General features: G+C 49.3%; 14 protein-coding genes and 1 rRNA gene. 13 read left to right on the top strand and 2 right to left on the bottom strand.

What is annotated here, in order from left to right; all coding sequences use genetic code 11:
- Positions 1-6: 6 nt before the first annotated feature.
- The 6 genes from prmA (at position 7) to OGV52_RS06540 (ending at position 4,599) form a co-directional block, all read left to right on the top strand.
- Positions 7-888, top strand: a complete 882-nt coding sequence (prmA, locus tag OGV52_RS06565; protein WP_047499780.1) for a 50S ribosomal protein L11 methyltransferase — start codon at positions 7-9, stop codon at positions 886-888.
- Between the two features lie 128 nt (positions 889-1,016).
- Positions 1,017-1,793 carry a carbonic anhydrase gene (locus OGV52_RS06560; RefSeq protein ID WP_047499783.1) on the top strand — a complete coding sequence of 259 codons (777 nt, stop codon included), beginning with the start codon at positions 1,017-1,019 and terminating at the stop codon, positions 1,791-1,793.
- Between the two features lie 298 nt (positions 1,794-2,091).
- Entirely contained in the window at positions 2,092-3,057 is a 966-nt protein-coding gene (gene dusB, locus OGV52_RS06555; protein WP_003025224.1) for a tRNA dihydrouridine synthase DusB, read from the top strand.
- Positions 3,058-3,082: 25 nt separating this feature from the next.
- On the top strand, positions 3,083-3,379 hold the full coding sequence (gene fis / locus OGV52_RS06550; RefSeq protein WP_000462905.1) for a DNA-binding transcriptional regulator Fis: 297 nt from the start codon (positions 3,083-3,085) through the stop codon (positions 3,377-3,379).
- Positions 3,380-3,467: 88 nt separating this feature from the next.
- On the top strand, positions 3,468-4,352 hold the full coding sequence (yhdJ, locus tag OGV52_RS06545; RefSeq protein ID WP_047499792.1) for an adenine-specific DNA-methyltransferase: 885 nt from the start codon (positions 3,468-3,470) through the stop codon (positions 4,350-4,352).
- Positions 4,353-4,434: 82 nt separating this feature from the next.
- Positions 4,435-4,599, top strand: a complete 165-nt coding sequence (locus OGV52_RS06540; protein ID WP_049283192.1) for a DUF2556 family protein — start codon at positions 4,435-4,437, stop codon at positions 4,597-4,599.
- Between the two features lie 46 nt (positions 4,600-4,645).
- Here OGV52_RS06540 and envR read toward each other — a convergent pair whose 3' ends face one another.
- Positions 4,646-5,302, bottom strand: coding sequence for an acrEF/envCD operon transcriptional regulator (gene envR, locus OGV52_RS06535; protein WP_047359095.1), 657 nt, complete (start codon positions 5,300-5,302; stop codon positions 4,646-4,648).
- Between the two features lie 413 nt (positions 5,303-5,715).
- On the opposite strand from envR, the gene OGV52_RS06530 reads away from it, so the two are divergent.
- The 7 genes from OGV52_RS06530 (at position 5,716) to OGV52_RS06500 (ending at position 15,114) form a co-directional block, all read left to right on the top strand.
- Positions 5,716-6,879: an efflux RND transporter periplasmic adaptor subunit gene (locus OGV52_RS06530; protein ID WP_287108260.1), complete on the top strand. Its 1,164-nt coding sequence runs from the start codon at positions 5,716-5,718 to the stop codon at positions 6,877-6,879.
- Between the two features lie 11 nt (positions 6,880-6,890).
- Positions 6,891-10,004, top strand: a complete 3,114-nt coding sequence (locus OGV52_RS06525) for an efflux RND transporter permease subunit (protein WP_047499797.1) — start codon at positions 6,891-6,893, stop codon at positions 10,002-10,004.
- 272 nt (positions 10,005-10,276) lie between these two features.
- On the top strand, positions 10,277-10,498 hold the full coding sequence (locus OGV52_RS06520; RefSeq protein ID WP_003025292.1) for a lipoprotein: 222 nt from the start codon (positions 10,277-10,279) through the stop codon (positions 10,496-10,498).
- 460 nt (positions 10,499-10,958) lie between these two features.
- Positions 10,959-11,984, top strand: coding sequence for an amino acid ABC transporter substrate-binding protein (locus OGV52_RS06515; protein WP_003025295.1), 1,026 nt, complete (start codon positions 10,959-10,961; stop codon positions 11,982-11,984).
- Between the two features lie 69 nt (positions 11,985-12,053).
- Positions 12,054-13,235 (top strand): amino acid ABC transporter permease, encoded by a 1,182-nt coding sequence (locus OGV52_RS06510; RefSeq protein WP_103767054.1) that lies wholly within the window; start codon positions 12,054-12,056, stop codon positions 13,233-13,235.
- Between the two features lie 9 nt (positions 13,236-13,244).
- Entirely contained in the window at positions 13,245-14,348 is a 1,104-nt protein-coding gene (locus tag OGV52_RS06505) for an amino acid ABC transporter permease (RefSeq protein WP_181221936.1), read from the top strand.
- Positions 14,349-14,355: 7 nt separating this feature from the next.
- Positions 14,356-15,114: an amino acid ABC transporter ATP-binding protein gene (locus OGV52_RS06500; protein WP_016154732.1), complete on the top strand. Its 759-nt coding sequence runs from the start codon at positions 14,356-14,358 to the stop codon at positions 15,112-15,114.
- Between the two features lie 85 nt (positions 15,115-15,199).
- On the opposite strand, the gene rrf is transcribed toward OGV52_RS06500, so the two are convergent.
- Positions 15,200-15,281: ribosomal RNA gene (gene rrf, locus OGV52_RS23520) — 5S ribosomal RNA — on the bottom strand; the annotation flags it as partial.

The raw sequence follows: 15,281 nt of genomic DNA, 5'->3' as shown, positions 1-15,281 counted from the left end.
TTTGCCATGCCATGGATCCAACTGAAACTGAACACGACCGGTGCCAACGCTGAAGAGTTGAGCGATGCGCTGATGGAAGCGGGCTCCGTTTCCATTACTTTCCAGGACACGCATGATACGCCGGTATTTGAGCCTCTGCCGGGCGAGACTCGCCTGTGGGGAGATACCGACGTTATCGGCTTGTTCGATGCAGAAACCGACATGAAAGAAGTGGTTGCCATCCTGGAGCAGCATCCGCTGCTGGGTACAGGCTTCGCGCATAAAATCGAACAGCTCGAAGACAAAGACTGGGAACGCGAATGGATGGATAACTTCCACCCGATGCGCTTTGGTGAACGTTTGTGGATTTGCCCAAGCTGGCGCGATGTCCCGGATGAGAATGCCGTCAACGTGATGCTGGACCCGGGTCTGGCGTTTGGTACCGGCACTCACCCCACCACCTCCCTATGCCTGCAATGGCTGGACGGTCTCGATCTTAACGGCAAAACGGTTATCGACTTCGGCTGCGGCTCCGGCATTCTTGCCATTGCGGCACTGAAGCTGGGTGCGGCAAAAGCCATCGGCGTAGACATCGATCCGCAAGCAATTCAGGCCAGCCGTGATAACGCCCAGCGTAATGGCGTTTCTGAGCGTCTGGAGCTTTATCTGCCGAAAGACCAGCCAGAGGCGATGAAAGCCGACGTGGTGGTCGCAAACATCCTCGCAGGCCCATTACGTGAACTGGCACCGTTAATCAGCGTACTGCCCGTTGAGGGCGGTTTACTGGGGCTTTCTGGCATTCTTGCCAGCCAGGCGGAAAGCGTCTGTGAGGCCTATGCCGAACTCTTTACACTCGATCCGGTTATCGAGAAAGAAGAGTGGTGCCGCATTACCGGTCAGAAAAAATAATCCCTTCCGGCGTGGTTGCCTGACCACGCCATTTTCAGACAATTGACCAGCATACTGAGACGTTCTCCAGCGATATAATAATTTATTGATTTTGTTAATCTTTATATTGATTTTCGTTGAGTAAACGTATGCGCTTCAACCTATTTATCACAACATTACTGACAGCATGCCTGATGCCACTGACCGCGCTGGCCGCGCCATGGGGTTATAGCGGAGAATCTGGTCCCGCACAGTGGGGAGAAATCAGCAAAGAGTATGCAACATGCCAGACCGGAATAAATCAATCACCCATTGATATCCAGACCGCCACAACTCGTAAACTTGGACTTCCTTCACTCAGCATGCAATATGTCGATGGTCCGACAAGATTTCGAAGCATTAACCATACTCTGCGGGCAACAATGAGTAGCTATACCTCAAACTCCATTGAAGTTGATGGAAAGATTTATTATCTAAAACACTTAGATTTTCACGCCCCGAGCGAACATACCTTCAACGGTAAAACCTATCCGCTGGAGTTGCAGTTAGTCCACAAAAATCAAAGCGGAGACATCACTATCGTGGCGGTCATGTTTGACGTCGGCGAACCTAACCAGGCGATTCAAAATCTGTGGGAGTCATTTCCAACCATGGAGGACAACAGTATGCCCATCTTCTCGCCAGTCGATATCAACCAACTTTTACCCGACGATAAAACCTATTGGCGCTATAGCGGTTCGCTAACTACACCTCCCTGTACTGAAGGCGTCAGCTGGACTGTCCTGAAAACGCCTGTTGCCCTTTCAGCCGAACAACTGGATAAATTTCACTACATTGTTGGGCCTGCGAACAATCGTCCACCGCAGCCAGTTAATGAGCGCAAGATCATCGACAGCCATTCAGGAGATACCGAGATCCTGTACTAAAATGAGGTAGAGATCACACAATGGCGAGACAATTTGCTGATTAATTCAGCAGAATATCTTGCCAGCACCTTCTGCGGCTGAAGAAAAAATGAGAAGTTACGCAAAATTATATGTGTATATAAAATCGACACATCTTTATAATGCAATGATTTATATGATTAAATATTTTCATGCGTTCATATTTACGGCAATTCATTGATCCACCTCAGTGGATTGGTCAAAGTTTGGCCTTTCATCTCGTGCGAAAAATGCGTAATATACGCCGCCTTGCAGTCACAGTATGGTCATTTCTTAACTCATGCGCATCGGACAATACCAGCTCAGAAATCGCCTGATCGCAGCACCTATGGCTGGCATCACTGACAGACCATTCAGGACGCTGTGCTATGAGATGGGAGCAGGATTGACGGTATCCGAGATGATGTCTTCTAACCCGCAGGTTTGGGAAAGTGACAAGTCTCGTTTACGGATGGTGCACGTTGATGAGCCAGGAATTCGCACGGTGCAAATTGCCGGTAGCGACCCTGTTGAGATGGCCGATGCCGCACGTATTAACGTGGAAAGCGGCGCCCAGATTATTGATATCAATATGGGGTGTCCGGCTAAAAAAGTGAATCGCAAGCTCGCAGGTTCAGCCCTCTTGCAGTACCCGGATCTAGTGAAATCAATACTAACCGAGGTCGTCAATGCAGTGGACGTTCCTGTCACACTCAAGATTCGCACCGGCTGGGCTCCGGAACACCGTAACTGCGTAGAGATTGCCCAACTGGCTGAAGACTGTGGCATTCAGGCTCTGACCATTCATGGACGCACCCGCGCCTGTTTGTTCAATGGAGATGCTGAGTACGACAGTATTCGGGCAGTTAAGCAGAAAGTTTCCATTCCGATTATCGCGAATGGCGACATTACTGACCCGCATAAAGCCAGAGCTGTACTCGACTATACGGGGGCGGATGCCCTGATGATAGGACGTGCAGCTCAGGGAAGACCCTGGATCTTTCGGGAAATCCAGCATTATCTGGACACTGGGGAGCTGCTGCCCCCGCTGCCTCTGGCAGAGGTGAAGCGCTTGCTTTGTGCGCACGTTCGGGAACTGCACGACTTTTATGGTCAGGCAAAAGGGTACCGAATTGCGCGTAAACACGTATCCTGGTATCTCCAGGAACACGCTCCGGATGACCAGTTTCGGCGCACATTCAACGCCATTGAAGATTCCAGCGAACAGCTGGCGGCGTTGGAGGCATACTTCGAAAATTTTGCGTAAACAGAAATAAAGAGCTGACAGAACTATGTTCGAACAACGCGTAAATTCTGACGTACTGACCGTTTCTACCGTTAACTCTCAGGATCAGGTAACTCAAAAGCCCCTGCGTGACTCGGTTAAACAGGCACTGAAGAACTATTTTGCTCAATTGAATGGTCAGGATGTTAACGATCTCTATGAGCTGGTACTGGCTGAAGTAGAACAGCCCCTGTTGGACATGGTGATGCAATACACCCGCGGTAACCAGACCCGTGCTGCCCTGATGATGGGCATCAACCGTGGTACGCTGCGTAAAAAACTGAAAAAATACGGCATGAACTGATACTAATCAGCGAAATGTTTGTTTTAAAAGGCGCTACTCGGCATGGGGAAGCGCCTTTTTTATTAACGTCACACGGGAGGCTTTGGCGATGAACGCAAGATGTGAACCTGTCTATTTTGGCGATGAATCTAAAAAGATAATCCTGGGTGATGCACTGACCGAACTGAAAAAGCTGCCGTCTGAAAGCGTCGATCTCATTTTCGCCGACCCACCTTATAACATCGGTAAAGACTTTGACGGGATGGTGGAATCCTGGGACGAAGAGGCCTTTTTGGCATGGCTGTTTGAGTGCATTGACGAGTGCCATCGCATTCTCAAATCACACGGCACCATGTACATCATGAACAGTACGGAGAACATGCCGTACATCGATCTCAAATGCCGCCAGCTCTTTACCATCAAGAGCCGTATCGTGTGGTCATACGATAGCTCCGGGGTGCAGGCCAAAAATTACTTTGGTTCGATGTATGAACCGCTTCTGATGATGGTAAAAGATCAGAAAAACTACACGTTTAATCGTGATGATATTTTGGTTGAAGCCAAAACGGGCGCTAAACGTGCACTGATAGACTACAGAAAGAACCCGCCCCAACCTTACAACCAGAAAAAAGTACCAGGCAATGTCTGGGAGTTTCCACGCGTTCGTTATCTGATGGACGAATACGAAAATCACCCCACTCAAAAACCCAAAGCCCTCCTTGAACGCATCATTCTGGCTTCCTCCAGTCCAGATGACAGCGTGCTGGATCCGTTTGCCGGTAGCTTCACGACCGGTGCCACTGCCGTGGAATTAGGTCGCAAGTTTGTCGGGATTGAAATCAATGCCGAGTACGTAAAAATGGGGCTCAGAAGAATGAGCATTGGTTCGCATTTTTCAGAGAATGAACTTGCAAAGGTGAAAAAGCGGAAGACAAAAAATCTGTCTAAAAAGAGTCGATTAACAGCAAAGAGCGGCGATCTTTCAGCAAAGTAAAGGCATTGTAAGTCTGCTTTTCAGCTTGCAGATTTCGTGTATATTCCCTGCACGCTTGGGCATGAATACACAGGGTTTGGTAATGATTCGCAAGTATTGGTGGCTGGTTGTTTTTGCGGTCTTCGTTTTTCTCTTTGATGCGCTGCTCATTCAGTGGATAGAGCTGGTGACAACGGAGCACGATAAGTGCCGGAATATGAATTCAGTGAACCCCCTCAAGCTGGTCAACTGCGTCGACCTCGAATAGCACGACGAAAAATACATCGACAGCCGTCAGGCCCTGGCGGCTAAAACTATCCTGGCTGATTTTCACTCTGCATTAATTGCATTACACAGCCGTCTGGGCTTAACATTTTTAATACGTTATCAACTAATACTGGCGCTTGCCCATACAAATCATAACTCACTGGATTCATTAACCAGTTTTTTATTATTCCGCTAAAGCTACCGTGCAGAATAATGATGATGACATCTAAATCCAGACTGGTGGCAATCAGATTTTCATCCACGCACTTTTGCAGTGAATCACGAATACTTTGATGACTGAGACCTATTTTATCGCGAATGGTCTGTTCTGATATCATATCGTTATGAAATTCACATTTATGATATAAAATTTGCATTAATGCCTGCTGGCGAGGATTCTGTGCAATATATTGCAATCCCACCACAAACTTTTCACGCAGTCGCTGTAAAGGATTATCACCCCAACGACCAATAAGCTTATCCTGAATAAGATCGCGTAATGAAGGTTGTTGTAACCATAGCGCATTGAACAATTGCGTCTTATTTTCAAAATGCCAATAGAGCGCCCCCCGCGTCACGCTGGCGGCATCCGCAATGTCGTTTAACGTCGTATTGCTAACACCACGCACGGCAAACTGCATAATCGCTGTTTCTATCAGGTGCTGTCGTGTTTTGAGGGCATCAGCTTTCGTTTTTCTGGCCATGGTTTCGACTGTCTGAGGTAAGGTAGAGAATGATTAACTTTCTTATGTAATATTTGCTAAACGGAACAAATGTATCACTTAGCGTTTATTTAGACGAGTTCTAAAACAGTTAATTATGGACATTGCACACGAATAAACAAAACAAATAACAACCACCAATATATTCACCAACCAAATACTTATTTCAATATGTGTTTATGCGCATCATAGCATTACTATTAAAACCATAATGAAACAACCGAAGATTAATCCTTTTTTGTTTTTACGTGCCGTGTATCGCGCCCATAAATAAGTATTGCTTACATCGCAAGCTAATAATTTGTAGGATAGCCAACCATTATTTTCACTTGTGCGCGTTATCGCCTCTGCGTTACCCGGTTAATAACGAGCGTTCGGTTTTTTAAGGAATAGAAATGACGAAAAATGCCAGGTTTTCACTCCTGCCCTCATTCATCATCATGTCCGCTGTATTACTCGCCGGTTGTAACGAGCAGGGAGAAACACAAGCTCACCCCGCAGAGCCGCAGGTGACTGTCCATGTCGTCGAAAAGGCGCCTTTAGCCGTGACGACCGAATTACCAGGGCGCACAACAGCATTTCGTATTGCTGAAGTCCGTCCTCAGGTCAGCGGGATTGTACTTAAACGGAATTTCACCGAGGGAAGCGATGTTGAAGCCGGTCAGTCGCTTTATCAGATCGATCCCGCGACTTACCAGGCCGACTACGACAGCGCCAAAGGCGAACTGGCAAAGAGTGAAGCGGCAGCAGCTATCGCACATTTAACGGTAAAACGTTATGTCCCGCTGGTTGGCACTAAGTACATCAGCCAGCAAGAGTACGATCAGGCCATTGCTGATGCTCGCCAGGCCAATGCCTCCGTTATCGCGGCAAAAGCGGCGGTCGAAAGCGCTCGTATCAACCTGGCCTACACCAAAGTGACATCGCCCATTAGCGGACGTATCGGTAAATCTAACGTCACCGAAGGCGCATTAGTCACGAATGGCCAGGCAACTGAGCTTGCTACCGTGCAACAACTTGATCCTATTTACGTCGACGTAACACAGTCCAGTAATGACTTTATGCGCCTCAAACAGTCCGTTGAGCAAGGGAGCCTGCATAAAGACAGCGCCAGCAGTACCGTCGAACTGGTGATGGAAAATGGTCAGTCGTACCCGCTGAAAGGTGCGTTGCAGTTCTCTGATGTCACCGTTGATGAAAGTACCGGATCCATCACCCTCAGGGCCGTATTCCCTAACCCACAGCACACGCTGCTGCCGGGCATGTTTGTGCGTGCTCGTATTGATGAAGGCGTCCAGCCGAATGCCATTCTCGTTCCCCAACAAGGGGTAACGCGTACGCCACGCGGCGATGCAACGGTGATGGTTGTCAATGACAAGAGTCAGGTCGAGGCTCGCACCGTCGTTGCTACACAGGCGATAGGTGATAAGTGGTTAATCAGCGAGGGCTTACAGCCTGGCGATAAGGTTATCGTCAGCGGATTGCAGAAAGCGCGTCCCGGCGTAAAGGTTAAAGCAACCACCGATACCGAAACTCCAGCCGCAAAAACTGCGCAATAAGGTAACCGGACATGGCTAACTTTTTTATCAATCGCCCTATTTTTGCCTGGGTTCTGGCCATCATTCTGATGATGGCAGGGGCTCTGGCAATCATGCAACTGCCCGTTGCACAGTATCCGACCATTGCACCTCCTGCGGTCGCTATTTCTGCCACCTACCCAGGTGCGGATGCGCAGACAGTACAAGACACGGTTACGCAGGTTATCGAACAGAATATGAACGGTATCGATAACCTGATGTATATGTCCTCCACCAGCGATTCCTCCGGGAGCGTCACCATTACTCTGACTTTCGAGTCGGGTACTGACCCGGATATCGCACAGGTCCAGGTGCAAAACAAATTACAGTTAGCGATGCCCTTACTGCCTCAGGAAGTACAGCAGCAGGGGATCAGCGTCGAGAAATCCAGCAGCGGTTTCCTGATGGTGGCGGGTTTTGTCTCCGATAATAACAATCTGACGCAGGATGATATTTCCGACTATGTGGCGTCTAACGTTAAAGACGCAATAAGCCGAACAGCCGGTGTCGGCGATGTCCAGATGTTTGGTGCACAGTACGCAATGCGCATCTGGCTCGACAGCAACGCAATGAACAAATATCAGTTGACTCCGCTGGACGTTATCAATCAACTGAGAACGCAAAATAATCAAATTGCCGCAGGCCAACTGGGAGGCGCGCCATCCGTCCAGGGTCAACAACTTAATGCCTCCATTATTGCTCAGACACGCCTGAAAACGCCGGAAGAGTTTGGTCGCATAACGCTGAAGGTGGGCCAGGATGGCTCAATGGTTCACCTCAGAGATGTAGCCCGCATCGAACTCGGCGGCGAAAACTATAACATGGTGACGAAAATTAATGGTCAGCCTGCAACAGGCCTGGGCATTAAGCTGGCGACCGGTGCAAACGCGCTGGATACTGCCGCAGGCGTCAAAGCAAAGCTGGCTGAGTTACAACCTTTCTTCCCGCAAGGTTTGCAAGTGGTTTACCCCTATGACACTACACCATTTGTAAAAATCTCGATTAACGAGGTGGTGAAAACGCTGTTTGAAGCCATCATCCTCGTCTTCCTGGTGATGTACCTGTTCCTGCAAAATCTGCGCGCCACGCTGATTCCAACTATCGCAGTGCCTGTCGTGCTGTTGGGAACATTCGCGATCCTCGCCGCATTCGGATTCTCCATCAACACGCTAACGATGTTCGGAATGGTGCTGGCCATCGGCCTGCTGGTCGATGACGCCATCGTGGTAGTAGAAAACGTCGAACGCGTCATGGCGGAAGAGAAACTGCCGCCCAAAGAGGCGACGCAGAAATCCATGGTCCAGATCCAGGGCGCACTGGTCGGGATCGCGATGGTGCTCTCGGCGGTATTTATCCCCATGGCGTTCTTTGGCGGCTCGACCGGCGCCATTTACCGCCAGTTCTCTCTGACCATTGTTTCAGCGATGGCGCTTTCTGTTCTGGTCGCCCTCATTCTTACGCCAGCGCTTTGCGCAACGCTGCTAAAACCCGTTTCCGCCGGACATGTTGAAAAGAAAGGCGGTTTTTTCGGATGGTTTAACGCCCTGTTCGATAAAAGCGTCGGGCATTACAGCAATAGTATCAGCGGTATTCTGCGCAAAACCGGACGCTACTTGTTGCTATATGTTCTTATCGTCGGCGGAATGGCTGTTCTGTTTTTACGCCTCCCTACCTCCTTCTTGCCCGAAGAGGATCAGGGGGTCTTTATGACAATGGTGCAACTTCCTGCTGGTGCGACACAGACGCGCACACAGCAGGTGCTGGATCAGATTCAGAATTACTACCTGAACCAGGAAAAAGCGAACGTAAAATCGGTGTTCACCGTTAATGGCTTCAGCTTTAGCGGCCAGGGACAGAACTCCGGTATCGTCTTTATTAGCCTCAAACCATGGGAAGAGCGTTCGGGCGATGAAAACGGCGTGACGGCTATCGTCGAACGTGCGACCAGGGCGTTCAGCCAGATTAAAGATGGACTGGTGTTCCCGTTCAACATGCCTGCCATTCTTGAACTGGGTACCGCGACCGGCTTTGATTTTCAGTTAATTGATCAGGCTAACCTCGGTCATACAGAACTGACGAAAGCCCGGAACCAGTTGCTGGGTATGGTGAGAGAACATCCAGATTTGCTGGTGCGCGTGCGCCCTAACGGTCTGGAAGATACCCCGCAATTTAAGCTGGATATTGATCAGGAAAAAGCCCAGGCGTTAGGCGTAAGTCTGTCGGATATAAACCAAACGATTTCCACGGCCCTTGGCGGCACCTATGTGAACGATTTTATCGATCATGGCCGAGTGAAAAAGGTATACGTTCAGGCTGACGCGCCGTTCCGTATGTTACCCAACGACATCAACAATCTCTACGTACGTAGTGGGAATGGTGAAATGGTGCCATTCTCTGCGTTCAGTTCGTCGCATTGGATATATGGTTCACCCCGCCTGGAGCGTTACAACGGTATGCCATCAATGGAAATACTGGGAGAGGCCGCGCCGGGTCGAAGCACCGGTGAAGCCATGGCGCTCATGGAAAACCTGGCAGCACAGTTGCCAACCGGTATCGGCTATGACTGGACGGGGATGTCATATCAGGAACGGCTCTCCGGCAATCAGGCACCTGCGTTATACGCTATTTCGTTAATCGTCGTCTTCCTGTGTCTCGCCGCATTGTATGAGAGCTGGTCTATTCCATTTTCAGTCATGTTGGTTGTACCGCTTGGCGTGGTCGGTGCGCTTCTGGCGGCGTCCATACGCGGTCTGAATAACGACGTTTACTTCCAGGTAGGTCTGCTGACTACCATCGGTCTTTCCGCCAAAAACGCTATCCTTATCGTGGAGTTTGCCAAAGACCTGATGGATAAAGAAGGTAAAGGGTTGATTGAAGCCACACTGGAGGCGTCACGCATGCGTCTTCGTCCAATCCTGATGACATCCCTGGCGTTTATTCTGGGGGTTATGCCTCTGGTTATCAGCCGCGGAGCAGGTAGCGGGGCGCAGAATGCGGTCGGAACAGGCGTAATGGGAGGCATGCTGACCGCGACATTGTTGGCAATCTTCTTCGTCCCCGTCTTCTTCGTTGTCGTCAGACGGCGTTTTAGTCGGCGCAACAATTAATTTGTAAAATTAAGGCGTCTTCGGACGCCTTTTTCACCTAAGATGGCCCTCTTTATTTATTAATAAGATAGCCATTTATTTCTAATAAACCCTTCCTGAAAAACTCGCCAGTCACCTTTCTTTTTATCCATTATTTTTACAATCCACATGAATTGAGATTATTCCTCATGTCAGTCTTTTTTTAAGAAGTGGTAAAATAATCGCCGAGTTCGCAGATGGCTTAGCGTTTGTCTTTGCTCAATTAGCGAAACGCTTATTTTTGAGGTAACACCATGAAAAGATTAATATCCGTTGCATTGCTTACCGCATTCCTGGCCGGCTGTGCACACGATTCTCCTTGCGTACCTGTATACGACGATCAGGGACGCCTGGTTCATACCAATACCTGTATGAAAGGCACCACGCAGGATAACTGGGAAACAGCCGGTGCCATCGCCGGTGGCGCAGCAGCCGTTGCCGGGCTGACGCTTGGGATAGTCGCCCTGACCAAATAAATCTTCTTAAAAGCGCGGTGGGTACCGCGCTTTTTGCAATAAGAATTAAATCTTCATATAAGACAAAACGTTGGTATATAGCACTCAACGTATAATAAAATTATTATAGATTTTCCTCACATATCCACGATTTGAAATTAGCATTTTTTCAGTTCTTCGTAACAGCGCGCTTTCTTTTCATTATTCTCACGTCATCAATATTAACGTACGAAATCGTTATCACGCGTCCGGTTTGATTTTTAAATTTTTTGCGCCGAAATGTGGCTTACGTTTCAATTTTGCACCACTTCAGGGCGCTGCATTTATTTTTTCCTGTCTACACTCTGGATATTGCGTCGAATAATCGTGCGCAAAAACCTGGCACTACCTTTGCTTAAAAGAGTATGGCCATAGCCACAGACAGGTAAAAGACGTTTTCAGAACGTTTCCATAACAATAATTCCTCCACACAGGATGCTCTATGAAAAAGATGATAATAGCCAGCCTGGCTGCGGCCGGCGTGCTGCTTGCGGTTGCAAATCAGGCACATGCCGGCGCAACTCTTGATGCTGTAAAGAAAAAAGGTTTTGTGCAGTGTGGGATCAGTGACGGGTTGCCTGGCTTTTCTTATGCCGATGCAAGCGGTAAGTTCTCAGGTATTGATGTCGACGTATGTCGTGGCGTTGCCTCCGCCGTATTTGGCGATGATAGCAAAGTAAAATATACCCCGCTCACCGCCAAGGAACGCTTTACCGCACTACAATCAGGTGAAGTCGACATGCTCTCTCGTAATACCACCTGGACCTCCTCTCGTGACGCAGGAATGGGAATGTCTTTCACTGGCGTAACGTATTACGACGGCATTGGTTTTCTTACCCACAATAAAGCGGGTCTTAAGAGTGCTAAAGAGCTGGATGGCGCAACGGTTTGTATCCAGGCAGGAACAGATACCGAACTGAACGTGGCTGACTACTTTAAAGCCAACAACATGAAGTACACCCCTGTCACCTTTGACCGCTCGGATGAATCAGCTAAAGCTCTGGAATCTGGGCGCTGCGACACGCTGGCTTCCGACCAGTCTCAGTTGTACGCCCTGCGAATCAAGCTGAGTAATCCCGCGGAGTGGATTGTCCTGCCAGAAGTTATTTCTAAAGAACCGCTGGGACCTGTTGTACGTCGTGGGGACGATGAGTGGTTCTCCATTGTTCGCTGGACGCTGTTCGCCATGCTGAATGCGGAAGAAATGGGCGTTAACTCGAAAAACGTCGATGAAAAAGCGGCTAATCCTGCAACGCCGGATATGGCACACCTGTTAGGCAAAGAAGGGGATTATGGCAAGGATCTGAAGCTTGATAACAAATGGGCTTACAACATTATCAAGCAGGTAGGTAACTACTCGGAGATCTTTGAGCGTAACGTGGGATCGGAAAGCCCACTGAAGATCAAACGTGGACAGAACAACCTCTGGAATAACGGTGGCATTCAATATGCGCCACCGGTGCGCTAATACGTAGTGATGTAACGGGCGCCGCGACTGCGGCGCTCAGTCCAGAGTCATAGTTACCGAGGTTTTCTTATGTTCCATCGCCGCTCAATCGTAAAAGGATCGTTATCCTTTTCTAACCCTGCGGTCCGCGCCTGGTTATTTCAAATACTTGCCGTCATTGCGGTCATCTGCATTGCGGTCTATCTCATCCATAACACGATAAATAACCTGAACAATAGCGGTATTACCTCGGGATTCTCTTTTCTCGATCGCAGCGCCGGATTTGGTATTGTCCAGCATCTGATCGATTACGAGCAAGGCGATACGTATGGCCGTGTCTTTATCGTTGGCCTGCTCAATACGCTATTAGTTTCTGCACTGTGCATTGTTTTCGCATCAATTCTCGGTTTCTTTCTCGGACTGGCACGCCTGTCAGATAACTGGTTATTACGAAAGCTCTCGACGATCTACATCGAAACGTTCCGCAATATACCGCCGCTGCTGCAGATCTTCTTTTGGTATTTCGCCGTATTACGTAACCTGCCCGGCCCACGTCAGGCCGTTAACGCGCTGGACTTGATGTTTCTGAGTAACCGGGGTCTCTATATTCCGGCACCGCAAATGGGAGAAGGATTTTTTGCCTTTTGCGGCGCTGTAATTATCACTATCGTCGTCACTATCGGGCTATTTCGCTACAACAGAATGCACCAGACTAAAACCGGTCAGCTACGCCGGACCTGGCCCACGGCTCTGGCGCTGATCGTGCTTTTACCGATGATCTCACAGTGGCTGTTTGGCGCAGCGCTTCACTGGGATATCCCCGCCCTTCGCGGTTTTAACTTCCGTGGCGGTATGGTGCTTATTCCCGAACTGGCTGCCCTGACGCTGGCGCTTTCAGTGTATACCTCGGCGTTTATAGCAGAAATTATTCGAGCGGGAATACAGGCCGTTCCTTATGGCCAACATGAAGCAGCACGCTCGCTGGGTCTGCCAAATCCGGTGACACTGCGCCAGGTGATCATCCCACAGGCGCTGCGCGTCATCATTCCCCCATTAACCAGCCAGTATCTGAATATCGTCAAAAACTCCTCACTTGCGGCTGCCATTGGCTATCCGGATATGGTTTCACTGTTTGCCGGCACGGTACTCAATCAAACAGGGCAAGCCATTGAAACTATTGCTATCACGATGTCGGTGTACCTGATCATCAGCCTGAGCATTTCTCTGTTGATGAATATTTATAACCGCCGTATTGCACTGATTGAGCGCTAAGGAGCCATGATGACAAAAGCACTGCTGTCTCACCCCTCGCGTCAGAACAGTAACCCGGCAAGCCGCAGTCTACTCTGGGTGCGTAAAAACCTGTTCTCCAGTTGGTCAAATAGCCTGCTCACGCTGCTGTGCATTTGGCTGATTTGGTCATTTCTTCCGCCACTGCTGAACTGGGTATTCTTTCAGGCCAACTGGGTCGGTTCAACCCGCGCAGACTGCACCAAAGCAGGGGCTTGCTGGGTGTTCATTCATGAACGCTTTGGGCAATTCATGTATGGACTTTATCCCCACGATCAGCGCTGGCGCGTAAATCTGGCCCTGATCATTGGCCTGGCCTCTATCGTCCCTATGTTCTGGAAATCTATTCCTCACCGTGGCCGCTATATCGCCGTCTGGGCCGTCGTTTATCCCGTGGTGGTCTGGTGGTTGATGTACGGTGGTTTTTTCGGACTTGAGCGCGTAGAAACCCGACAGTGGGGCGGATTAACACTGACGCTTATCATTGCATCCGTGGGGATTGCGGGCGCGCTTCCGTGGGGTATTTTACTGGCGCTTGGACGTCGGTCTCATATGCCAGTCGTGCGGATTTTATCCGTCATTTTCATTGAGTTCTGGCGCGGTGTACCGTTGATTACCGTCCTTTTTATGTCCTCGGTCATGCTTCCTCTGTTTATGTCCGAAGGGACCAGTATCGACAAACTTATCCGGGCGCTGGTCGGCGTGATTCTTTTCCAGTCGGCGTATGTCGCAGAAGTGGTTCGCGGAGGGTTACAGGCCCTACCAAAAGGTCAGTATGAAGCCGCTGAATCACTGGCGTTAGGGTACTGGAAAACGCAAGGGCTGGTCATTCTTCCGCAAGCCCTCAAGCTGGTTATTCCGGGTCTGGTTAACACGATTATCGCCCTGTTTAAGGATACCAGTCTGGTCATCATCATCGGCCTGTTTGATCTCTTCAGTAGCGTGCAGCAGGCAACTGTGGACCCTGCATGGTTGGGGATGTCGACGGAAGGATATGTTTTCGCTGCACTGATTTACTGGATCTTCTGTTTTAGCATGTCGCGTTACAGCCAACATCTGGAAAAACGTTTTAACACCGGGCGTACACTGCACTGAGGAATTTATGAGCCAATTATTAATGCCGTCTACCGACGCGATGATTACGCTGGAAAACGTCAACAAATGGTACGGACAGTTTCACGTCCTGAAAAACATCAACCTGAAGGTAAAGCAGGGAGAACGCATCGTATTATGCGGACCTTCCGGTTCGGGTAAATCGACAACTATCCGCTGTATCAACCATCTTGAAGAGCATCAGCAAGGACGTATTGTGGTGGATGGGATCGAACTCAATGAAGATATCCGCAATATTGAGCGCGTCAGACAAGAAGTTGGCATGGTTTTTCAGCACTTTAATCTCTTTCCTCATTTGACGGTCCTGCAAAACTGCACGCTGGCACCGATCTGGGTGCAAAAGATGCCAAAAAAAGAGGCTGAAGCTCTGGCAATGCACTACCTTGAGCGAGTTCGCATTGCTGAACATGCGCATAAATATCCTGGGCAAATCTCTGGTGGGCAGCAACAGCGCGTGGCCATTGCACGCTCGCTGTGCATGAAACCTAAAATTATGTTATTCGATGAACCCACATCAGCGTTGGATCCTGAAATGGTAAAAGAAGTGCTTGATACCATGATAGGTCTGGCGCAATCAGGCATGACTATGCTGTGTGTTACCCATGAAATGGGCTTTGCCCGCACAGTGGCCGACCGGGTGATCTTTATGGATCTTGGCGAGATTGTTGAACAGGCAGCACCGGATGAGTTTTTTGCTCACCCCAAATCTGAACGCACTCGTGCGTTTTTGTCACAGGTTATCCATTAAAGCCATGCGCCGAATACAGCACTGGCGTTTAACAGATAAAACAAAAGGCCCAGTCGAAAGACTGGGCCTTTTGTTTTTATTTGATGTCTGGCAGTTCCCTACTCTCGCATGGGGAGACCCCACACTACCATCGGCGCTACGGCGTTTCACTTCTGAGTTCGGCATGG

Source organism: Citrobacter sp. Cb041, assembly GCF_030336655.1.
Taxonomy (GTDB): Bacteria; Pseudomonadota; Gammaproteobacteria; order Enterobacterales; family Enterobacteriaceae; genus Citrobacter; species Citrobacter braakii.
This window is presented reverse-complemented; position numbering and strand designations above follow the sequence as displayed.